The organism is Mesorhizobium sp. LSHC420B00 (genome assembly GCF_000503055.1).
Classification (GTDB): domain Bacteria; phylum Pseudomonadota; class Alphaproteobacteria; order Rhizobiales; family Rhizobiaceae; genus Mesorhizobium.
In genome coordinates this window covers 223,620-245,277 of record NZ_AYVY01000002.1, presented here as the reverse complement: position 1 = coordinate 245,277, position 21,658 = coordinate 223,620, and the positions used below count along the sequence as shown (strand labels likewise).

The 21,658-nt window shown below is 63.0% G+C and carries 21 protein-coding genes and 1 pseudogene; 13 read left to right on the top strand and 9 right to left on the bottom strand.

The window, feature by feature from the left end:
* Nucleotides 1-3: 3 nt before the first annotated feature.
* The 4 genes from X760_RS44995 to X760_RS44980 are packed head-to-tail and all read right to left on the bottom strand — an operon-like array spanning nucleotide 4 to nucleotide 2,564.
* Nucleotides 4-525 (bottom strand): CoA-binding protein, encoded by a 522-nt coding sequence (locus tag X760_RS44995; protein WP_023717322.1) that lies wholly within the window; start codon nucleotides 523-525, stop codon nucleotides 4-6.
* Complete coding sequence (locus X760_RS44990) at nucleotides 522-1,298, bottom strand: AAA family ATPase (RefSeq protein ID WP_023717321.1); 777 nt, start codon at nucleotides 1,296-1,298, stop codon at nucleotides 522-524. Before X760_RS44990 ends, X760_RS44995 begins: the two co-directional genes overlap by 4 nt.
* Before the next feature lie 12 nt (nucleotides 1,299-1,310).
* Nucleotides 1,311-1,733 carry a VOC family protein gene (locus X760_RS44985; RefSeq protein WP_023717320.1) on the bottom strand — a complete coding sequence of 141 codons (423 nt, stop codon included), beginning with the start codon at nucleotides 1,731-1,733 and terminating at the stop codon, nucleotides 1,311-1,313.
* 9 nt (nucleotides 1,734-1,742) lie between these two features.
* A complete protein-coding gene (locus tag X760_RS44980) occupies nucleotides 1,743-2,564 on the bottom strand; it encodes an enoyl-CoA hydratase (RefSeq protein ID WP_023717319.1) in 822 nt (273 codons plus the stop codon).
* Between the two features lie 149 nt (nucleotides 2,565-2,713).
* On the opposite strand from X760_RS44980, the gene X760_RS44975 reads away from it, so the two are divergent.
* From X760_RS44975 to rpsI, 3 genes are all read left to right on the top strand, one after another.
* Nucleotides 2,714-3,178, top strand: coding sequence for a PaaI family thioesterase (locus X760_RS44975; RefSeq protein ID WP_023717318.1), 465 nt, complete (start codon nucleotides 2,714-2,716; stop codon nucleotides 3,176-3,178).
* 214 nt (nucleotides 3,179-3,392) lie between these two features.
* Entirely contained in the window at nucleotides 3,393-3,857 is a 465-nt protein-coding gene (gene rplM / locus X760_RS44970) for a 50S ribosomal protein L13 (RefSeq protein ID WP_023717317.1), read from the top strand.
* 1 nt (nucleotide 3,858) lies between these two features.
* Complete coding sequence (rpsI, locus tag X760_RS44965) at nucleotides 3,859-4,341, top strand: 30S ribosomal protein S9 (RefSeq protein ID WP_023717316.1); 483 nt, start codon at nucleotides 3,859-3,861, stop codon at nucleotides 4,339-4,341.
* Nucleotides 4,342-4,363: 22 nt separating this feature from the next.
* Here rpsI and X760_RS44960 read toward each other — a convergent pair whose 3' ends face one another.
* Entirely contained in the window at nucleotides 4,364-5,320 is a 957-nt protein-coding gene (locus X760_RS44960; RefSeq protein ID WP_023717315.1) for a LysR family transcriptional regulator, read from the bottom strand.
* Between the two features lie 95 nt (nucleotides 5,321-5,415).
* Here X760_RS44960 and X760_RS44955 point away from each other — a divergent pair, with 95 nt between their 5' ends.
* Nucleotides 5,416-6,288 carry an aldo/keto reductase family oxidoreductase gene (locus X760_RS44955; RefSeq protein WP_023717314.1) on the top strand — a complete coding sequence of 291 codons (873 nt, stop codon included), beginning with the start codon at nucleotides 5,416-5,418 and terminating at the stop codon, nucleotides 6,286-6,288.
* 108 nt (nucleotides 6,289-6,396) lie between these two features.
* Here X760_RS44955 and X760_RS44950 read toward each other — a convergent pair whose 3' ends face one another.
* The gene (locus X760_RS44950) at nucleotides 6,397-7,446 is read right to left on the bottom strand and encodes a glycerophosphodiester phosphodiesterase family protein (RefSeq protein WP_023717313.1); all 1,050 of its coding nucleotides are present in this window, start codon (nucleotides 7,444-7,446) and stop codon (nucleotides 6,397-6,399) included.
* Nucleotides 7,447-7,749: 303 nt separating this feature from the next.
* Here X760_RS44950 and speB point away from each other — a divergent pair, with 303 nt between their 5' ends.
* Genes speB through X760_RS44935 form a run of 3 tightly spaced genes read left to right on the top strand, consistent with a single transcriptional unit; the run spans nucleotide 7,750 to nucleotide 10,546 of the window.
* On the top strand, nucleotides 7,750-8,757 hold the full coding sequence (speB, locus tag X760_RS44945; RefSeq protein ID WP_023717312.1) for an agmatinase: 1,008 nt from the start codon (nucleotides 7,750-7,752) through the stop codon (nucleotides 8,755-8,757).
* 22 nt (nucleotides 8,758-8,779) lie between these two features.
* A complete protein-coding gene (gene argC, locus X760_RS44940; protein WP_023717311.1) occupies nucleotides 8,780-9,706 on the top strand; it encodes an N-acetyl-gamma-glutamyl-phosphate reductase in 927 nt (308 codons plus the stop codon).
* Nucleotides 9,707-10,546 carry an aminoglycoside phosphotransferase family protein gene (locus X760_RS44935; RefSeq protein WP_023717310.1) on the top strand — a complete coding sequence of 280 codons (840 nt, stop codon included), beginning with the start codon at nucleotides 9,707-9,709 and terminating at the stop codon, nucleotides 10,544-10,546. It abuts the gene before it with no gap.
* On the opposite strand, the pseudogene X760_RS44930 reads toward X760_RS44935, so the two are convergent.
* Nucleotides 10,536-11,698: pseudogene (locus tag X760_RS44930) on the bottom strand (COX15/CtaA family protein). The gene X760_RS44935 and the pseudogene X760_RS44930 sit on opposite strands and share 11 nt — an antisense overlap.
* Before the next feature lie 151 nt (nucleotides 11,699-11,849).
* Here X760_RS44930 and X760_RS44925 point away from each other — a divergent pair.
* Nucleotides 11,850-12,077, top strand: a complete 228-nt coding sequence (locus tag X760_RS44925) for a DUF2842 domain-containing protein (protein WP_023717309.1) — start codon at nucleotides 11,850-11,852, stop codon at nucleotides 12,075-12,077.
* Here X760_RS44925 and X760_RS44920 read toward each other — a convergent pair.
* Nucleotides 12,074-13,132: a polysaccharide deacetylase family protein gene (locus tag X760_RS44920; protein ID WP_023717308.1), complete on the bottom strand. Its 1,059-nt coding sequence runs from the start codon at nucleotides 13,130-13,132 to the stop codon at nucleotides 12,074-12,076. The genes X760_RS44925 and X760_RS44920 overlap by 4 nt on opposite strands.
* An 89-nt stretch (nucleotides 13,133-13,221) precedes the next feature.
* On the opposite strand from X760_RS44920, the gene X760_RS44915 reads away from it, so the two are divergent.
* Complete coding sequence (locus X760_RS44915) at nucleotides 13,222-14,451, top strand: GNAT family N-acetyltransferase (RefSeq protein ID WP_023717307.1); 1,230 nt, start codon at nucleotides 13,222-13,224, stop codon at nucleotides 14,449-14,451.
* Nucleotides 14,452-14,472: 21 nt separating this feature from the next.
* Here the strand turns inward: X760_RS44915 and X760_RS44910 are convergent, their stop codons facing one another.
* Nucleotides 14,473-16,728: an exopolysaccharide transport family protein gene (locus X760_RS44910; protein WP_023717306.1), complete on the bottom strand. Its 2,256-nt coding sequence runs from the start codon at nucleotides 16,726-16,728 to the stop codon at nucleotides 14,473-14,475.
* Nucleotides 16,729-16,983: 255 nt separating this feature from the next.
* Here X760_RS44910 and X760_RS44905 point away from each other — a divergent pair, with 255 nt between their 5' ends.
* The 4 genes from X760_RS44905 to X760_RS44890 all read left to right on the top strand — a co-directional run bounded on the left by X760_RS44905 (nucleotide 16,984) and on the right by X760_RS44890 (nucleotide 21,629).
* Nucleotides 16,984-17,547: a polysaccharide biosynthesis/export family protein gene (locus X760_RS44905; RefSeq protein WP_023717305.1), complete on the top strand. Its 564-nt coding sequence runs from the start codon at nucleotides 16,984-16,986 to the stop codon at nucleotides 17,545-17,547.
* 12 nt (nucleotides 17,548-17,559) lie between these two features.
* A complete protein-coding gene (locus X760_RS44900) occupies nucleotides 17,560-18,684 on the top strand; it encodes a glycosyltransferase family 4 protein (RefSeq protein ID WP_023717304.1) in 1,125 nt (374 codons plus the stop codon).
* Nucleotides 18,685-18,807: 123 nt separating this feature from the next.
* Entirely contained in the window at nucleotides 18,808-20,343 is a 1,536-nt protein-coding gene (locus X760_RS44895; protein WP_023717303.1) for an undecaprenyl-phosphate glucose phosphotransferase, read from the top strand.
* Nucleotides 20,340-21,629: an O-antigen ligase family protein gene (locus X760_RS44890; protein WP_023717302.1), complete on the top strand. Its 1,290-nt coding sequence runs from the start codon at nucleotides 20,340-20,342 to the stop codon at nucleotides 21,627-21,629. Before X760_RS44895 ends, X760_RS44890 begins: the two co-directional genes overlap by 4 nt.
* The last annotated feature ends 29 nt before the right edge of the window (nucleotides 21,630-21,658 follow it).

Below are 21,658 nucleotides of genomic sequence, written 5' to 3'. Positions count from 1 at the left end.
AACCTACTTCTGGCGAACGCCGAAACTCTGGAATCCCGGCCGCATAAGCGGCTTCTTCGACGACAGCACGCCGGAATTGACGCCGGTCCAGCCGATCTCGCCCGACAGCTTGCCATATTCGATCTTGGGGCAACGGTTCATCACCACCTTGATGCCGGCGGCTTCGGCGCGTGTGGCCGCCTCGTCATGGCGTATGCCAAGCTGCATCCAGATGACCTTCGGCAGCGGATCGAGCCGCAGCACCTCGTCGACAATGCCCGGCACGGCAGCGGACGCGCGAAACACGTCGACCATGTCGACAGGTCCCGGAACGTCGGCGAGCCTGGCAAAGGTCATCTGGCCTAGGATCTCCTTGCCGGCCTGGCCGGGATTGATCGGGAACACCGAAAAGCCCTTGCCGAGCAGATATTTCAGCACGAAATAGCTCGGCCGCACGTCATTAGCCGACGCGCCGACCATGGCGATGGTCTTCACCGAATTGAGGATGCCGGCGATATAGGCGTTGTCGTAAGCGTCGTGGTTCATGCCTCGTCCTCATACAGCGCTTCGGCGAGAAAACCATCTGGATCGTTGCAAAAATTGCGCATCACGCGGAAATGATGGGTGTCGTGAAAATCGGTCGGGTCGAGCCCGGACCGGCTGATGCGGAACGGCCGCGCGCCGGGACAGGCCATCAGCAGCGGCGAATGTGTCGCCATGATCACTTGCGCCGTGCCGGACTGGTCCATCCGCCGCAGCATCTTGAGAAGTTCGATCTGGCGCGTCGGCGACAAGGCGCTTTCGGGCTCGTCGAGGATGTAAATGCCTTGCCGGCGGCAGCGCTCCTCGAAGAATCTGATGAAACCCTCGCCATGCGACCAGGAAAGGAAGTCGGGCGGCGCCTCATGGGCGTCGATGGCAGCCTGATCTAGATAGCGGGCAACCGAATAGAAGGATTCGGCGCGAAAGAACCAGCCGGCGGTGACCTTCGGCAGCCAGTGGCCGCGCAACGTCGCCGCCAGCGCTGCGCCGCTCTTGTCGACGGCGCGGGAGTGATCGACCGGCATGTAGCCCTTGCCGCCGCCAGCCTCGTCGTAGCCGGCCAGCGCGCCGATCGCTTCGAGCAGCGTCGATTTACCGGTGCCGTTCTCGCCGACGATGATGGTGATCGGCGTGGTGAATTCGAGCTCGAATTCATGGCCGTGAAAGATCGGCAGGTCCCAGGGATATTTTTCCCAATCGACGACCCGGCTGGGCTCGATCAGGATGCGTTTCAGATAGGGCGCCTTCAGCCGCGTCAGTTGCTTGCGATGAGCCAGAGGGGAACCTCGTCAGGCCGGCAGCGAAATCGATCCGTCTTCCGCGATCGGAAAAGCCGGATTGTGCGCCACTTCCCAGACATGCCCGTCCGCATCGGCGAAATAGCCGTACCAGCCACCCCAGAAGGCCCGTTGCGCCGGCTTGACGATACGGCCGCCGGCCTTCTTGGCCAGCGCCAACACTGCATCGACCTCGGCGTCGGAGCGGGTGTTGTAGGCGAGGTAGACGGCCGACGGCGCGTTGCCGAAGGTCACGCCTGAATCCTCCTCGGCGCTTGGGCGCGGAAACAGGGCAAGGATGGCGCCACCCATCTGGAAGAAAGCAACGCCCTCGGTGATCCCGGCATGGCGGGTCAGGCCCATCGCCTCATAAAAGCGCGTGGCGCGGTCGAGATCGTCGGTGGCGATGGTGATGATGGAGATGCGCGGTTCCATATCCGCCTCCTATTCCTCCGGCCATTCCGGCTTGCGTTTGCCAATGAAGGCGCCAATGCCCTCTTCCGCATCGCGCGCCAGCATGTTCTCGACCATGACGCGCCCGGTGTAATCATAGGCCTCGGCCAGCCCCATTTCCGCTTGCTCATAAAAGGCTTCCTTGCCGATCTTGACGACCAAGGACGATTTGGACGCAATGGTTTGCGCGTATTTGGTGACAATCTGATTCAGATATTCGCGCGGCACGACGCGGTTGACCAAGCCGAATTCCTTAGCGGTTGCCGCTTCGATCGTTTCGCCGGTCAAAAGCATCTCCATGGCGTGCTTGCGCGAGACATTGCGCGACAGCGCCACCATCGGCGTCGAGCAGAACAGTCCAATATTGACGCCCGGCGTGCAGAAGGTCGCCTCGTGCGAAGCGATGGCGAGATCGCAGCTGGCGACCAGCTGCAATCCGGCCGCCGTCGCCAGGCCGTCGACTTCGGCGATCACCGGCTTGGGATGGCGAACGATCGCCTGCATCAGTGAAGCGCAGGCGGAAAACGTCTTTTCGAAGAAGGCCCTGCCGTGATCGGCATCGGCGCGGTGCGTGCTTAACTCCTTGAGGTCGTGCCCGGCGCAGAACACTTTGCCGGCCGCCCCAAGGACGATGACGCGGACGGACTTGTCGGCCTTGGCGCGGTCGAGTTCCGCCATCAGCGCCGCCATCACTGAAAGCGAAAGAGCATTGGCCGGCGGATTGGCGAGCGTCAGGCGCAACACGCCCTTATCCAGCCGGGCGGCGACCGGCCCTTCAGCAACGGCAGGCTTGATGGCGACGATTTCGGCCATGGGTCATTCCTCCGCGATTCCGGATCGGTGATGGACTAATCTAGTATGCGGGTCTCGCTTCGTCCAACACTCCGCCTCTGCCATAATGAATGGCTGTTGCCAGAAACGGCACGCTGCGCTCAAACAGGCAGGCACAACGAGAGACCGCCATGCCTGCTCAAAGCAATCTCAAGCCGGTGCTGACGGCTGCTGACGTCAACGCGCTTGTGGCGACTGTTTTCCCGCAGCTCAACGACCAGTTCACCTTCTACGAGGCGTTGGAGGTGTTTCCAGGCGGCTGTGTTGTGCGGCTCAATGCTGACGAGCGCCATTTGCGTCCCGGCGGCACCGTATCGGGTTCGGCGCTGTTCACGCTGGCCGACATAGGCGGTTATGTCTGCGTGCTCTCGCATGCCGGACCGGATGCACTTTCGGTCACCACCAGTCTCAACATCAATTTTGTCCGCAAGGCCGAGGCCGGGCCGATCGACGGCCATTGCCGCATCCTCAAGCTCGGCAAGAGCCTGATGGTGTTCGATATCGACATCGTCGCCGGCCCGGAGGGACACACGGTAGCGCACGCAACGGGCACCTATTCGATCCCGCCAAAGCGGATTGGAGATGTGGTAAAATAATACCTTGTGCTCAAATCATTGTTTTTGCTTGATTTTACCCCAGAGATGGCTTTTCACGCGCCTTGACGTAGTCGCCGCTCTCTCCTATAAGCCCTCACGGAACAGCGGCCCGCAAAGGCCGCCGTTTTGTTATTGGCGGCGGGCAAGTGCCTTTCGCCAATCCAAGCAACAAGAAACGCCTTCTTTTGAAGGTCCGAACCGAAAGCAACAATCCATGACAACCTTTTCGCAGAAGCCTGCGGATGTGGTGAAGAAGTGGGTGCTGATCGACGCCGAGGGTCTCGTCGTCGGCCGTCTCGCCACTGTCATCGCCAATCATCTTCGCGGCAAGCACAAGCCCACTTTCACCCCGCATGTCGACGACGGCGACAACGTCATCGTCATCAATGCCGACAAGGTGGTGTTCACCGGCAAGAAGTTCACCGACAAGGTCTATTACTGGCACACCGGTCACCCCGGTGGCGTCAAGGAACGCACCGCGCGGCAGCTGCTCGAGGGCCGCTTTCCCGAGCGTGTCGTTGAGAAGGCCGTCGAACGCATGATCCCGCGCGGCCCGCTCGGCCGTCGCCAGATGAAGAATCTCCGCGTCTATGCAGGCACGGAACATCCGCATGTCGCCCAGCAGCCCGTCGTCCTCGACGTGGCCAAGCTGAACGCCAAGAACAAGAAGGTTTCGTAAGATGGCTGAGCTTTCCTCGCTCGCAGAACTCGGAACTGCCACCGGCAACACCAACACCCAGCCGGCTGCACCCGTCCATGTCCAGAAGCTCGACAAATCGGGCCGCGCCTATGCCACCGGCAAGCGCAAGAACGCCATCGCCCGTGTCTGGGTGAAGCCCGGCTCCGGCAAGATCGTCGTCAACGACAAGGTGTTCGCCGAATATTTCGCGCGCCCGGTTCTGCAGATGATCCTCAACCAGCCGATCATCGCTGCCAACCGCGCCGGCCAGTACGACATCGTTGCCACCGTCATCGGCGGCGGCCTCTCCGGCCAGGCCGGTGCCGTGCGCCACGGCATCTCCAAGGCGCTGACCTATTACGAGCCGGCGCTGCGCGCCGTGCTCAAGAAGGGCGGCTTCCTGACCCGTGACAGCCGCGTGGTCGAGCGCAAGAAGTACGGCAAGGCGAAGGCCCGCCGGAGCTTCCAGTTCTCCAAGCGCTAAGCGCTGCGAAGCTACACAGAGTTCAAAGGCCGCCTTCGGGTGGCCTTTTTCTTTGTGCCGTGCCCGTGATGTCAGAGTTCATCGGCAATGCCTTGATGAAGTCGACGAACGCCCGCAGCGGCGCCGGTACGAGGCGCCGGCCGGGATAGTAGAGGAACGGCCCGGAGAAGCTCTGCCACCAGGGTTCGAGGACGGGTTCGAGTGCACCGCTCTCGAAATGCGGGCGAAGCCAGTCCTCGAACAGCTTCACGATTCCGGTGCCGGCGATCGCTGCATCAACGGCTAAATCGGCTGCTCCGCCGATCCCCACAATCAGTGGCCCCGTCGGATCGACCCGCACCACCTCGTCGTCGCGCTCGAACTCCCATGGCGTTATCGCACCGCTGGGAAAGCGGCCGCGCAGGCAGGCGTGGCCGAGCAGGTCGCGCGGGTGTTGCGGCCGGCCATGACGATCCAGGTAGGCCGGGCTGGCGGCGGTGGCGAAGCGCTGCACGCGCGGCCCGATCGGCACGGCGATCATGTCCTGTTCCAGCCGCTCGTCGTAACGGATGCCGGCATCGCAGCCGGCCGCCAGCACGTCGACAAAGCTCTCCTCGGCGATCACCTCCAGCCGGATACCGGGATAGGCGGCAAGGAACCGCGGCACGATGCTGGGCAGGACCAGTCGCGCCGCGCTGACCGGCACATTGAGGCGCAGCGAGCCGGCCGGCCTGTCGCGAAAGCCGTTCACCACGTCCAGCGCCGACTCCACCTCGGTCAAGGCTGGACCGAGCCGCGCCAGCAAGCCTTGGCCGGCCTCCGTCAGGACGACGCTGCGCGTCGTCCGGTTGAGCAGCCTGACACCGAGCTGCGTCTCCAGGCGGCGCACCGCCTCGCTCAAGCCGGACGCACTGCCGCCGCTGGCGCGTGCCGCATCCCGAAAACCTTTGGCGCGCGCTACGGCCACGAAGGCGTTCAGATCCCCGAGATCAATCTGCATTGTTCGTCATTCCGCACAGCCCGTGCGAATTGTACCCAATTATCGCGAGATCGGACACCGTCTATCTGTGCACCATTCCCTGAAGGAGAAAGACTATGTCCAGCGTCGACCAGTCCGGCACATTCATCCTCGGCGACCGCAAAGTCAGACGGCTCGGCTACGGCGCCATGCAGCTCGCAGGGTCCGGCGTCTTCGGCCCACCAAAGGACCACGATGCGGCATTGGCCGTGCTGCGCGAAGCCGTTGCGCAGGGCGTCAATCACATCGACACCAGCGACTTCTATGGCCCACACGTCACCAATTTGTTGATCCGCGAAGCGCTCGCACCCTATCGCGACGACCTCGTTATCGTCACCAAGATCGGCGCCCGGCGCGGCCGGGACGGAGCATGGCTGCCGGCCTTCTCGGCCGACGAGCTGACCAAGGCGGTGCACGACAATCTGCGCAATCTCGGGCTCGACGTGCTGGAGGTGGTCAACCTTCGAGTCATGTTCGACGCGCATGGCCCCGCCGAAGGGTCGATCGAGGCCCCGCTTGCAACGCTTACCGAGCTTCAGCGACAGGGCCTTGTGCGTCACATCGGGCTGAGCAACGTCACCGCTGCACAAATCGCCGAAGGCCGCAGGATTTGCAAGATCGTCTGCGTGCAGAACCAGTACAATCTGGCGCATCGGGGCGACGATGCGTTGATCGACGATCTGGCCCACGGCGGCATCGCCTATGTGCCGTTCTTCCCGCTTGGCGGCTTCAACCCGCTGCAGTCGTCGACCTTGTCCAAGGTCACCGCACGCCTCGGCGCCACGCGCATGCAGGTCGCGCTCGCCTGGCTGCTTCGCCGCGCGCCCAACATTCTTCTGATCCCCGGCACGTCTTCAGTTGCGCATCTCAGGGAGAACCTCGCCGCAGGCGATCTCGCGCTGCCGGAGGATGCGCTCGAGGCGCTAGAGGGCGTGGCGATGGCCGCTTGACCTGCGCACGAGGCGCGAGGTGCCGCCAGCCGGTGTTGGAGACTAGCGAAGGCGGTGATGAGCCAATCTCCCCCACAAGGGGGGAGATTGGCAGCGCGACCGCCGCTCCTAGTTAATGCTGGCCGTATTCGCCGGCTCGGCCGGGCCGGCATAGGGCACGCGAAAACCGTTCGCCGCCAGCCAATCGATGGCGGCCTTCGGTTCGTCGGTCTGGATGATGGTGGCGCCGCGCTCGACCCAGAAGCCATAAGTCTCGCGCGGCAGGCTGGCCGCGACCGCCAGCTCGTCGCCGCGGCCACCGGCGAGGAAGCCACCCGGCTTGTTGACGATGGCATAGGTGTCGGCCCAGATGTGCCAGTCACCCCTCACCGCCAGCGCGCGCATGCGCGGGCTGAACAGCGGGCCGCCGGTCTCGGTCAGTGTCTCGGCGCCAGCCCGCCAATTGATCAGTTCGATCGCCCGCACCGGGAACGCCCGGCTGACTTTTTCGGCAAACATGGCGTCGTGAACCGCATCGTCGGCAATGATCGGCATGAACTGGAAGCCGCCGTCGATCGCGTCCATGGCGGCCGCAACCGTGGCGATCCTCTCCGCATCCCACAGGTTCTCCTTGACGATCACCTGTTCGGCCATGCCGAGGTCGCGCGCGACCGCGACCATGCCGGCGAGGCTTTCGGTATCGAGCTTATTGTCGAGATTGATGAGGATCCTGTCCCTGGTCGCCATCAACATTTCGCGCAACGTCGAGACTGTCTCGCCCGTAAAGGCGCCGGTGCCTTCGATCACCAACCGGCACGTCTTGAGTTCGGCCAGCGTGCGCTTGACCACCTCGCCCTTGCAGTTCGTGGTGCGGTCGAGCCAGCTGTCATGCATGACGACGAACTGTCCGTCCTTCGAGCGCCTGATATCGACCTCGACGATTTCGGCGCCCATTGCAATCGACGCCTCGACGGCGGCGATCGAATTTTCGGGATAGAGCGTCTTGCCGGCCTGCATGCCGCCGGCGCGGTGCGCGGCCACCATCACATGGTCGCGCCATTGGTTGGCGTGCTCGAACCGGTCGAGAATCTGCCTGGCGCGCGTTTCGCCTGCCGATGCATGGCCAAGGGAGGCCGCCAGCGCCGCGGAAAGCAGAAGGCTCAGCCAAGTCGTTCGCATGAGACAGGTCGTTCGCATGAGAATCGCTCCGTACCGGATCGACACCCGGTTAAGCGACGCTCGTGACAGCCTAGTGAACGAAGCCGGCTTCGCAAACGCTGGAAAATCAGGTTAATGCCGGCCGAAACGGCCGTAGCGGCTACCTTCGGTTGCTAACTAGGCAATCTCCGGGCCAGCCATGCGGGGCTCTCCTGGCAAGCAAGGATTTGTGACCGGGCCGAATAGCCATGTTCTTCCGAAGGGGTCGCAATTCTGAGAATTATGGCCAATAAGGTTGCGCGTCGACGCACAGGAGATCGCTTCATGCCGCCAAGGACCATCGATCACGCCTTCACCACCCGCTCCAGGACGGGCGCGTCGTTCGAGCCGACCTATGCCGGCGCGCTGTCGTTCATGCGGCGCAAATATTCGAAGGACGTGAAGGGCGCCGAGGCGGTGGTGTGGGGCATTCCCTTCGACGCGGCGGTCACCAATCGGCCGGGCGCGCGTTTCGGACCGCAGGCGATTCGCCGCGCGTCGGCCATCCTCGACAACGATCCGCAATATCCGTTTTCGCGCGACCTGTTCGAACAGCTTGCCGTGGTCGATTTTGGCGATTGCCTGCTCGACAGCGGCAATCACCAGAAGACCCCTGCCACGATCGAACGCGAAGCGGCGAGGATCCTGAAATCCGGCGCCTTTCTGCTATCGCTCGGCGGTGACCATTTCGTCACCTGGCCGCTGCTCAAGGCGCATGCCGCCATCTACGGCCCGCTGGCCCTGGTGCAGTTCGACGCTCATCAGGACACCTGGCCCGACGACGGCAAGCGCATCGATCACGGCTCCTTCGTCGGCCGTGCGGTCAAGGAGGGCATCATCGACCCCGACCGGTCGATCCAGATCGGCATCCGCACCCACGCGCCCGATACGTTCGGCATCAAGATCCTGTATGGCCATGAAGTGGAGGAAATGCGGGCGTCCGACATCGCCTATGCCATCGTCGACCGTACGGGCGGCAAGAAGACCTACGTCACTTTCGACATCGATTGCCTGGATCCGGCTTTTGCGCCCGGCACCGGAACGCCGGTAGCGGGAGGCCCGTCTTCGGCAAAGATCCTGTCGGTGCTGCGCCAGATCAACCAGGTCGATATCGTCGGCGCCGACGTCGTCGAGGTTGCGCCAGCCTATGATCACGCCGATATAACGGCAATTGCCGGCTCGATGGTGGCCATGCACTATCTCGGGCTGCTGGCGGAACGAAAGGCCCGGCTCGAGGAAATGAACCAGGGCAATCACAGCGTTGCCGGATTGAATCAGGCAAGCGGCATATAGCTAACAGGAATTTTGGCAGGCAATGAAACCGAAAATCTTCATCGACGGCGAGCACGGCACCACCGGTCTGCAGATCAGGGCGCTGCTTGCCGAGCGCGGCGACCTGGAAATCATCTCCATCCCGACTGAGCGCCGCAAGGAAACGGCAGCGCGCGCCGAGTTCCTCAATGCCGCCGATGTCGCGATCCTCTGCCTACCGGACGCGGCAGCCAAGGAAAGCGTTTCGCTGATCGCCAATGACACCACCAAGGTGATCGACGCCTCGACGGCACATCGCGTCGCCGAGGGCTGGGAATATGGTTTCGCCGAAATGGACAAGGACCAGGCGAAGAAGATCGCTTCGGCGAAGCGCGTCGCCAATCCGGGCTGCTGGCCGCAAGGACCGATCGCGACGCTGCGGCCGCTGGTTGCGGCGGGGCTGTTGCCAGCCGATTTTCCGGTCACCGTCAACGGCATTTCTGGCTATTCCGGCGGCGGCCGGCCGATGATCGAGGATTATGTCGCCAAGGGCGAGGATGCGTCGGAATTCCTGCCCTACGGGCTGACGCTGCAGCACAAGCACGTGCCGGAGCTCAGGACCTATGCCAGGCTTTCGCAGGATCCGATCATGCAGCCGGCAGTCGGCAATTTCGCGCAAGGCATGATCACGGTAGTGCCGCTGCAACTCGGCGGTCTCGACCATGTACCGACCGGCGCTGAGCTTCACGCGGCGATCGCCGACCATTTTGCTTCCATTGATCGTGGCGTGGTCGAGGTGGCGCCGTATCTGCATCAGGAACGCATGCCTGACATCGATCCGGAGATCTACAACGGCACCAACCGGATGAAGCTCTATGTCTTTGCCAATGACGACAGGGCGCAGGCGCTGCTGCTTGCCGTCTACGACAATCTCGGCAAGGGTGCCTCGGGTGCAGCCGTGCAGAACATGGATCTGATGCTCGGCCTCTGAATGGATGCGCCGGCATTTCCGAAGCGCTGGAAGGTCGGCGCGCCCGAACTCATCGCCGAAACCTTCAGCAGCCGCATCTGGAAGGTTGCTCGCGAGGACGACTCACCGGCAATCGTCAAGGATCTAAAGCCTTTCGACGATGTCGAGGACGAGTTGCGTGGCGAGCATTTCCTCGCCTGGCGACGCGGCGAAGGCGCGGTGCGGCTGCTCGGCCGCGACGGCCACCGCATGCTGCTCGAATACGCCGGCGACAGGATGCTGTCACACCATCTTGCCGAACAAGGCGACAATGCCGCCACCGCGATCGCGGCCGAGGTAATGGCAAGACTGGTCTCGCCGTCGAAGCACCCTGCCCCGCCGGATCTCCAGCCGTTGCGGACCCGGTTCTCCAGCCTGTTCAAAAAGGCCAAGGCCGATCGCGCCGCCGGCGAAAAGAGCCTGTATGTCGAAGCAGCCGAAATCGCGGAACGGCTGCTGTCCAATCCGCATGACGTGCGGCCGCTGCATGGCGACCTGCACCACGACAACGTCATGCACGGTCCGCGCGGCTGGCTGGCGATCGACCCGAAGGGCGTTCTCGGCGACCCCGGCTTCGACGCGGCCAACATGTTCTACAACCCACTCGACCGAGACGATCTTTGCCTCGATACGCGGCGGATCGGCCATATGGCGCAAGTCTTTGCCGCAACGCTCGGCCAGTCGCCGCCCGCGATACTGGACCACGCCATCGCCTATGGCTGCCTGTCGGCTGCATGGCATCATGAAGATCGCAATGCGGTCGACGAGGACCGCGAGCTGGCGATCGCCATGGCGATCCGGACGGTGCGGCTCAGCCTCTGAGAGCAATCTCGTGGGGCAGCGGATAAGCGCCCTTGGTGCCGCGCCAGTGCGCGGCGGCAAAACCCAGCAGGAACAGCGCGAATGCCTGATGCGTCAGGGCCATGTGCAGCGGCACATGCATCAATAGGGTGCCGATGCCGATCGACGCCTGCACCACGACAATCAGGAACAGCAGCGTCGCGCGTCGGGCATGCGTCGTGCCCGGCAGACGCCGGCGTGTCGCAATCATGTGCCAGAGCGCGACCGCGAAGATCGTGTAGGCGCCGACCCGGTGGATGAACTGCACCGTCTTCGGGTTTTCGAAGAAATTGCGCCATGCCGGCTCGAGCAGCAGCAGGTCGCCGGGGACCAGTTTGCCGTCCATCAGCGGCCAGGTGTTGTAGCTCAAGCCGGCATCGAGCCCTGCGACCAGCCCGCCGAGATAGATCTGGACCAGCGCCAGCAGCACCAGAAAGCCGGCCAGACGTTNTCGAGCCCTGCGACCAGCCCGCCGAGATAGATCTGGACCAGCGCCAGCAGCACCAGAAAGCCGGCCAGACGTTGCGTCGATCGGTCGGCGGCCGGTTCGGAGTGTGGGGCCAGTCCGCGCGCGACCACCATGGTCGCCGTGAAGATCAGCGCCGCCAGCGTCAGATGCGTCGCCAGCCGGTATTGGCTGACCGAAACCCGGTCGGCCAACCCGGACGCCACCATCCACCAGCCTATCGCGCCCTGCAGGGCGCCGAGAAGGAGGATGCCCGACAATTTCGTGCCGAGGCCGCGCTCGATGCGGCGCGTCGCCCAGAAGAACAGCAACGGCAGGGCGAAGACCACGCCGACACTACGCGCCAGGATGCGGTGCACCCACTCCCACCAGAAGATCGACTTGAACGCCTCGATGCTCATGCCCTTGTTGAGTTCGGCATATTGCGGGATCTGCTGGTAGCGCAGGAACTCCTCCTGCCACTCGGCATCATTGAGTGGCGGGATGACGCCGTGAATCGGCTGCCATTCGGTGATCGACAGGCCCGAATCGGTGAGCCTCGTAGCGCCGCCGACCACCACCAGCGCAAACAGCACGAGGAGCACGACATAGAGCCAACCACGTACCAGCGCGCGGTTGCGAAGGTCGCTATCGCGGGCTGCGAAAGGCACAGCATTGGCAGCAGCCATGGCTTTGTCCCGGCAGTTGAAGTCGCGGATTGGTGAACCATCGCAACCCGGCTTGCAAGACCGGACAGCGCGGCACGCCGTCGCGCCGTTTCTGGCGGGTTGCGCGTATTGGCTGTTCGGCTTAAGCGATAGCGATCAACGAGATCGCGTTATGCCCATTCGCCTGAAAAAGCTGATCGGAAGCTTCCTGCTGGTACTGCTGGTCGTCGTCTATGCGATGGTCGCCTCGATCGTGGCAGTCGCCCAATTGTCACAGTCCGGGCCGCTGGCGCACTTCATCTTCTTCCTGCTGAGCGGGCTTTTGTGGGTGCTGCCGGCGATGGGCATCATCAAATGGCTGATCCTGGAGCCGCGGCCGAAGGGCCGAGGCAACAGTTAGATCGTCACCACCGTCTTGCCGGCATTGGCCAGCGGCGTCGTCACGCCCGACAACATTGTTCGGATGTGGGCGACGCTCTGATAGCGGCCATTGACCGAAATGCGCGGCAGGGCATGCAGGAACCCGGCATGCTCGGCGCGGAGTATGCCGTGGCGGGTCGTCACGGCCGAGGCATAGCCGGCATCGCGGACAAGGCCCACTTCGCGACGGCCGACGGCGCTGGCATAACCGTAGGGATAGGCGAAATGGCGCGGCTCCTCGCCGAGTTCGGCCTGCAATATGCGCTTGACGTCGCCGATCTCATGCCGCGCGTCGCTCTCGGAAAGCCGCTTCAGATTGCAATGATTGACGCTATGCGCTCCGATCGTCACCAGCGGGTGCGCGGCCATGGTGCGGAGCTCGTCCCAGTTCATCAGCGTGTTCGGGCGCGAACCGCCCAACTCGATGCCGTTCGAACGCGCCAGATCGCGCAATACCGCACGCTGGTCCTGCTCGCGCACCTTCAGCGTCAGATGAGCGTGCAGGCGCGCATTGGCCTGGACCTTTTTTCCTGGGTTCGAGCAATCGATCGTCACCGGGCCGTCCGGCGTCGTCAGCGTCAGGCGATCGCGCGCATTGACGATGTCCTCGACCACGTCCCACCACAAATCGGCAGCGCCATCAATCAGTCCCGGCGCGACGTAGATGGTGATCGGCGCGCCGTGCTTCTCCAGCACGGGCAGCGCCTCGGTCATGTTGTCTCGATAGGCGTCGTCGGCGGTGATCGTCGCGAACTGGCCGTCCTTGTCGCCAGCCTTGATGCGCTCGATTGCCTCGTCCAGAGTAACGAACGTGTAGCCGTTCGCCTTCATGTCGGCGATCACGATGTCGAGGAACCCAGGCGCGATGTTCAAGTGGCGGTTGACGCCGTTCGGCTTTTCCGGCGTCGCGGTGACCCGATGCAGCATCAGGATGGCGCCAAGGCCGCCGATGAACGGCTTGGCCAGCGGCGCAAGACCGGAATAGCGGGCGAGATTGAGCGCCAGTTTGCGGATTGCCTCGCCCCCGTCGATCATTCATTCACCTTTTGCGCCTAAGCTCATCAAGCATGGAATGCGCCTGCGCGGACCCCCAATCGCGACGAATACGCCCTAAGGATTGAGGTATGGTTGACGCCACCGCGTCATTTGACGGCAATCGGCTGGCAAGCAGCGAGGCGTCGCCGTGTGCCTTGCCGGCCGGCAAAGCCGGCCTGTCGACCTCGGTTGCCGATAGTGCGGCGCTGGCGGCGTACGCCGAATTCTGCCGTTCGGCGCTTTTTGCCCCGGCGCAGAGCGCAGGCTGGATCCTGAACTGGGCCGCACATACCGGCGCCGACGTTGTCGTTGCGACGCTGCGCGCCGACGACAGGCCGGTTTTCTCGCTGGCGCTGGAGGTCACCCGCAGCGGAGCATTCCGCGTTGCGCGCTTCATGGGCGGGCGCCATGCCAACGGCAATTTTGCCGCTGCCGACCTGCAATGGCTGGCGAATGCCGATATCGCGGCGATCCGTTCGATGCTGGCCGCGATTGCCAAGGCGCGGCGCGACATCGATCTTGTCGCGCTAGAGCGGCTGCTGCCTGATCTCGACGGCGTTGCCAACCCGCTCTCCGCCTTGCCGCATTTTTCGAGCCCCAATCTGTCGCTGGCCGCCGGTCTTGTCGGAGGGTTTGATGCACTGCTCACCCGCGTGAGCGGCAAGCGCAGGCGCAAGAAGCATCGCTCGCAGGCGCGCAAGTTCGAGGCCGTCGGCAGCTATCGTCGCATCGAGGCGAGGACTGCGGACGAGGTGAACAGGCTGCTCGACGCCTTTTTCCAGATGAAGGAATTCCGCTTCCGCAAGATGGGCATCGTCAATGTTTTCGGTGAAGCGGAGGTGCGCGCTTTTTTCCGCTCGCTGTTTGCCGAAGCGCTTCAAGAGGAAAACCCGTGCTTCGTGCTGCATGGGCTGGAAGTCGCCGGCAAGCTTCGTGCGGTCACCGGGTCGAGCCGCTCGGGCAAGCGGCTGATCTGCGAATTCGGGGCGATCGCCGAGGACGACCTCGCACACACCAGCCCCGGCGACTTCCTGTTCTTCGAGAACATCCAGGAAGCCTGCGAGACGGGTTTTGAAATCTATGATTTCTCAGTCGGCGACGAACCCTATAAGCGATTGTGGTGCGATGTCGAAACGCAGCATTTCGAGGTGCTGGTTCCGCTGACGCTGAAGGGCCGCGCGCTGGCGCTTGCGCTCAGGCACGGCGCAAGCCTGAAAGCATTCATCAAGCACAGCCCAATGGTCTGGAAGCTGACCAAGCTGCTGCGCCGCAAGGCCGTGGGGCAGACAGCACCGGCCGCAGGCGAAGACGACAGCTGATTTCGATTTGAGAAAACTGCCTCAGGCGGCCGAGCGCCGCCCCGGCATTGGCCCCGGCGCCACATGGCCGATTGGCGTGACCAGCGTCAGGTCGGGATAGCCGCTCTCGATGAGCGCGACTGCGGCTTGCGTCACCTCGTCGTCCGGCTCCAGCATGGAGAGCAGCACCTCGGTGCCCTCGCCCACTAGGCGGCTGATGCCTTGCGCGTCCGCTGGCCCGCATTCGACAACGACCAGGTCATAGGCGGTGGTCAGCGACTGCATGATGATCGGCAGCCGGTCGGCGGCGCGCATGGCACGGACCGGATCGGCTGTGCCGACGGGAATCACGTGGCAGTCCGAATAGAGATCGGGGTGGATCACATCGCTGAACTGCGCTTGCGAGGCGAGCAGATCGGTGATGCCCGGAAACAGCCCGCTGTCCAGCATCGGCCGCGAGGCAGCACCCGAAGCGGTGAGATCAAGCAGCAGCACGCGTAGCCCGGCGTCAGAGACTGCGCGCGCCACCAGCACCGCCGAGGCAGCCGCCTCGTCGCCTTCCGGCGACACGAATATGGCGCGGGCGGCACCGGTGGCGATCAGTTTTTCCGCGGCCTTGTCGATGTCGACCTCACCGAGGGTGGAACGTGCCGGTTCAATGTCTGCAGCAGCCATCTCAGAGTACTCCGGTTCGATTTTCTCGGCAGCCGCTTCCGCCACCGCGACGGGTTCCGGCTCCAGTTTGGTTTCAGTGACACTGTTGTCGGACTCACCGAGCCGGTCGATCACGGCGACTGCCGGTTCGGGCCGGGCAACCGGCGGGCCGGGCTCGGCCACTACGCGTTCGGCCTGGACAGCCGGCATCGCAACCTGCTCGATGCGTTCGAAATGGGCACCGGCGGCCGGACGCATGGCGCGGCCGGAAAACAGTTCCTGCAGCAACGTGACGATCGCCATGAGGAGCAACGAGCCGACAAAGGCCGCACCGACAATCGGACCAATCTTGGGGAAATAGGGTTCGGTCGGCGCCCGGGCCTCCGAAAATAGGCGAGCGTCGACAGGCAGGTAGTTACGATCCTTGCGTGCGGCCGCCTGGAGATAGCTGGACGAGTAGAGATCGAGTTGCTGGCGCTTGGTCGCGGCATCGCGCTGCAGGGCATCGAGTTCCACCTGCTCTTCGCCGGCGCGGGCGGACGCCGCCTTCAGGGTGTTGACGTCGGCCACGAGTTGAGCCTCTCGTGCCTTCGCCGTCTCGGCCTGCGCCATCAGACCCTTCATGATCTTTTCCGCTTCGTTGCGGATCTGGCGGTCGAGATCGGCGAGCTGCGACTTCAGCGCACGGATGCGCGGATGATTGTCGAGCAAGGTGGTGGAAAGGTCGGCGATGTTGTTCTTGAGTTCGACTTGCCGCTCGCGCAGGCGCTGGATCAGGTCGGAAGACAACACCTCTGGAACGGCATCCAGCGATTCGCCATTGCGCAACGCCCTGCGCACACTGTCGGCGGTCGCTTCCGCCGAAGCGCGGTTGGCGCGTACCCGTGACAGTTCGCTCGACAATTCGGACAGCTGCTGGGTGGCAAGCACCGAATTGTTGCCGCCCATCAAAAGATCGGACTGCGCACGGAATGCGGCAACCTTGGCCTCCGCCTCCTTCACCCGGTTCTGCAGGTCCGCGATTTCCGGCGCCAGAAAGTCGGTGGCGGCGGAATTCGATTCGAGCTTGGCGTTGCCCTTGGAGGCGATATAGGCGTTTGCGATGGCGTTCGGGATTGCGGCGGCAAGCTGTGGATCCTCTGACGAGAACTCGATTGCGATCGCGCGGGTTTTTTCAACGCCATAGACGTTGAGCTTGTCATGCATTGCGTCCAGCACGCGCTCTTCCAGCGGAATCTCGAAGGGATCGCTTTTCAAGCCAACGAGGACAAGGGTGCGGCTCAGCGCCGACATCTTCAGCGCCTCGTCGAATTCGGGCAATTTCGCGAGGTTGAGCTTCGCCGCCACCTGTTTGAGGATGTCAGGGGACGAAATGATCTGGACCTCGGTGGCCACAGCCTCTTCGTCGGGAATCGACCGCTCGTTGCCGGCGGCACCGGCTGGCCGCGTGAACTCCGATTCTCGAGGCCCGATCTCCAGCTTGGCTGCCGCCTTGTATTCGGGCGTTGCAAGCCAGGCGAGCGCAAAGGCCAGGCCGGTTACAGCCAGCGCGACGACAAGGATGCGCAGCCAGTTTCGCGCCAGGCTGGCGAAAAGCTGCCTGAGATCGACGTCGACATCTGCGGCCGCGGATTGAACGGACATGCATCCCTGCTCCGGTACTGAGTCAGCATGCACCGTAAACAACTATGGTAACTCAGCCGTTAATAACGCGGTAAGCACCTGTTAGGCTCTACTAACAAGCCGCAAACAAGAGGCTGAAAACCATCTGCATTTGTCGATCGGGCCTGCATCGGCCGCGCGCCTTTACCGGCCATTAACCCTAACAGGATGATAACCGAGCTCGATCGTTAAGGTTTGCCGCAGAGTCGCCGGCTATTCAAAGGTACGTGTCCGCTCATGAAAAGCACTGCTCCCCTTTTCCGCGCGCTGCTTGCCGTATCGATGCTTTCGGGCTGCTCAAGCTACCGGCCGACGCCGGCCGCCTTCCATGAAGTGCTCGACCAGCCCTATCGCCTCGGTGCCGGCGACCGCGTCCGCGTCACCGTGTTCGAGCAGGAAGGATTGACCAACACCTACAGCGTCGACCAATCCGGCTATCTCTCGCTGCCGCTCGTCGGCAACGTGCCGGCGCGCGGCCACACCGCCCAGCAACTCGAGGGCGAGATCGCCGAGAAACTGCGCCAGGGCTATTTGCGCGATCCTGACGTTTCGGTCGAAATCGATCGCTACCGGCCGATCTTCGTCATGGGTGAAGTGGGCGCGGCGGGCCAATATTCCTACGTTCCGGGCCTGACCGTGCAGAAAGCCATCGCCATCGCCGGCGGCTTCACGCCACGCGCCAACCAGGAAAGCGTCGACATTACCCGCGACATCAACGGCAAGGTCATAACCGGACGCGTGGTGACCTCCGACCCGCTGTTGCCCGGCGATACAGTCTATGTTCGCGAACGCCTGTTTTGATGTGCTGACCAAGTGGCGGACACACTCAGGATCGTCCACTGCTTTCGCTCACCCGTCGGAGGCATCTTCCGGCATGTGCGCGACCTGACCGAGGCTCAGGTCGCCGCCGGCCATGCCGTCGGCATCGTCTGCGATTCGACGACTGGCGGCGATTTCGAGGAACGGCTGTTCGAACAGATGAAAGGCAGCCTGGCGCTCGGCATTCATCGCACACCGATGCAGCGGCATGTCGGGCCAGGCGATCTCGCTTCGGCCCGACGCACCTATAGGATCATAAAAGAATTGCGGCCGGACGTGCTGCACGGGCATGGCGCCAAAGGTGGCGCCTATGCCCGTCTGTTCGGCTCGTTGTTGCGGGTATCCAGGTCTCGCGTAGCCCGCCTTTATTCGCCGCATGGCGGCTCGCTCCACTATGACGAAACCACCGCGATGGGGAAGCTGTTCTTCGCGCTCGAGCGCTTCATGGCTCGCTTCACCGATTGCCTGCTGTTTGTTTCCGATTATGAGCGGCGGACTTATCGCAGGAAGGTCGGCGAGCCGCCCATTCCGAACGCTCTCGTCCACAACGGCCTGCGCGCCGCCGAGTTCGAGCCGGTGCAGACCGAGCACAATGCCGTTGACCTCCTCTATATCGGCATGATGCGCGACCTCAAAGGCCCGGACATCTTCATCGATGCACTGGGGCGAGCCGCAACACGGCTCGGTCGCCCATTGAAAGCGCTGATGGTCGGCGATGGCGACGACCTGCCGCGCTATCGCGCCCAGGTAGATCAGCTCGGCCTCGAGGTCAGCTTCCTGCCGCCGATGCCAGCCAGGCTCGCCTTCACGCTGGCCAAGCTGGTCGTCGTTCCCTCGCGCGCGGAAGCCATGCCTTATATCGTTCTGGAAACGCTTGCCGCCGGCAAGCCGCTAATCGCGACGTCGGTCGGGGGCATACCGGAAATCTTCGACACCGGCTCCCCTGCCCTGATCCGGCCCGACCCGCGCGAACTTGGCGACAAGATAAGCGCCGCTCTGGCCGATCTCGACGCCTACAAAGGCCTGATGCCCGGCGCCGCCGACCTCAAGGCACGCTTCGGCGCCGATGTAATGGCCGCCGAAATCGAAAAGGCCTATTTCGCCGCGCTCAAACAATAGGGCAACTGATATCCACTCGGCTGCAAAAGGTCCCCGGTGAAAGCGTCTCCAAAGCCATCTGTTGTTTCAAGGGTTTCTTAGCTCTCTTTTGCTATTCACCTGAGGGAAACCTACGGACGCCCCATGAACGAAATCGACCCCGCGCGCCGTTTTTCGCTAGACGCGGTGCGCAAATTCGACGCCCCTGCCGAGAACAACACGGCCGGTGGCATGAACGACGTTGCCCGTCAGGTCGCCTCGCAATACCGGCGCGATACGATGTCGCCGATCATGGTCAGCGGCGTCCTGCGCATGGTGGAATTCGCGCTGCTGTTGGTGTCGGGTCTTGCCGTCTATTTCTACTATGTCGGCTTTTTCAACTATCTTGCCTGGCAATACTCGCTGACGATCGCCGCCACCTCGTTCCTCGCGGTCGTTCTGCTCGACGTCACGGACTGCTACCAGATTGTCGCGCTGATGCGGCCGATCGCCAATTTCGGCCGCCTCCTGCTGGTCTGGGCCGGAACCTTCGCCTTGATGGCGCTCACCGCCTTCACCATGAAAATGTCGGAAGACTATTCGCGCCTGCTCTTCGGCACGTGGTTCGTTATTGGCTTCGTGCTGATCCTGGGTCTCCGGCTGGTGATGTCGAAGCTGATCCGGCGCTGGGCGCGCGACGGGCGGATGGAGCGCCGCGCCGTCATCGTCGGCGGCGGCAAGGCGGCGGAGGTGCTGATCCGCTCGGTCGAAAAGCAGCCCTACAACGACATCCGCATCTGCGGCATCTTCGACGATCGTGGTGACAAGCGTTCGCCGCCGGTTGTCGCCGGCTATCCCAAGCTCGGCACGATTTCCGAGCTCATTGAATTTGCCCGCATCGCACGCATCGACATGCTGATCGTTTCGCTGCCGCTGACCGCCGAATCGCGCGTGCTGCAACTGTTGAAGAAGCTGTGGGTGCTGCCGGTCGACATCCGGCTGTCGGCGCATTCGAATGCGCTGCAGTTCAGGCCGCGCGCCTATTCCTACATCGGCTCGGTGCCGATGCTCGATATCTTCGACAAGCCTATCAACGACTGGGATTCGGTCGCGAAACGCGCCTTTGACATCGTCTTTTCGATCATCGGCATCATCGTGTTCTCGCCGGTGATGCTGGCGACCGCGATCGCGATCAAACTCGACAGCAAGGGCCCGGTGCTGTTCCACCAGAAGCGGCACGGCTTCAACAACGAAATCATCGACGTCTATAAGTTCCGTTCGATGTACACCGACAAGGCGGACCCGACGGCGAAGCAGACCGTGACCAAGAACGATCCGCGCGTCACCCGCGTCGGCCGCTTCATCCGCAAGACCTCGATCGACGAATTGCCGCAGTTCTTCAATTCGCTGTTCGGTTCGCTGTCGCTGGTCGGGCCGCGCCCGCACGCCATTGCCGCGCAGTCGCACAACCTTCTCTACAATGAGGTGGTCGACGGCTATTTCGCCCGCCACAAGGTCAAGCCCGGCGTGACCGGCTGGGCTCAGATCAATGGCTGGCGCGGCGAGATGGACACCAACGAGAAGATCCGCATGCGCACGGAATACGACCTCTATTACATCGAGAACTGGTCGCTGTTGTTCGACCTGAGAATCCTGTTCCTGACGCCGATCCGCCTGCTCAACACGGAAAATGCGTATTGAGCGCGACGGCCTACGAATTGCCGGCGGCGGCGGTCAACGCCAAGCTCATTGCGCTGATTGCGTCAGGGGCAGTTTTCCTCGGCGTCTTCCTGTCCGGTTTCGTTATTGCCGAGCCGGCGCCATACGACCTCTATATGATCGGGCTGATCGTGGTGTGGCCCTTGTTCGGCATACGCATACAGCGCGCGGCGGTGCCACTTCTGGTGCTGCTGATGATCATGAACATCGGCGGAATGATCTCGATGACGCAGATGTCGGACCTCGCCGCCACGCCGCTCTATCTCGCCGTCTCGCTGTTCCTGACCCTCACCGCGGTTTTCTTCGCTTCCGTAACGGCCGTCCAGCCCAGTCTCTACCGCGTGATCTTCGTCGCTTATGTCGTGTCGGCAGTGCTGACTTCGCTGGTCGGCATAGCCGGCTATTTCCATGCCTTTCCAGGAGCGGAGATCTTCACCAAATACGACCGTGCCGCCGGCGCCTTCCAGGACCCGAACGTGTTCGGGCCGTTCCTGGTGCTGCCGGGCATCTACCTGCTCTATCTGCTGCTTACCGGCTCGATCGCGCGCATGCCTCTATTGGCGGTGCCGCTGCTGATCATCACCGCCGGCATCTTCTTTTCTTTTTCGCGCGGCGCCTGGGGCATGTTCGCCGTTTCGGCGATCCTGCTGACCGGGGCCTTGTTCCTGCAGAGCGCCAGCGGCAAATTCCGGCTGCGCGTCGTCGTCATGACCATCGCCGCCGTCGGACTGCTGGTCATTGCGATGATCGTCATCCTGCAACTGCCTGGCGTGGCGGAGATGTTCTCGAATCGCGCGCAACTCGAACAAAGCTACGACACCGCCCGCCTCGGCCGCTTCGCCCGCTACACGATCGGCTTTCAGATGGCGCTGGAGCATCCGTTCGGCATCGGCCCGCTCGTATTCGGCAAGATGTTCGGCGAGGACACGCACGACATCTGGCTGAAGATGCTGATGGATTACGGGTGGCTCGGCTTCGTGTCGTTCCTGACGCTGACGTGCTGGACGATCGCCGCCGGCTTCCGCATTCTGCTGCGCGACCGGCCCTGGCAGCCTTATCTGCTATGCGCCTATGTCGCCTTCATCGGCAATATCGGGCTCGGCACCTTCATCGACATCGACCACTGGCGGCATGTCTACCTGCTGCTCGGCCTGATCTGGGGCGCCATCGCGCTGGAATACCGCCATCAGTGGCAGTTGCGGGCGGCGCGGCGACCGGCAATCTCCGTTGCTGTTGCTTCAGGCCGGACAGCAGCCGAATTCGGTTGACCGGACCCAGTCTATCACGATACATCGCG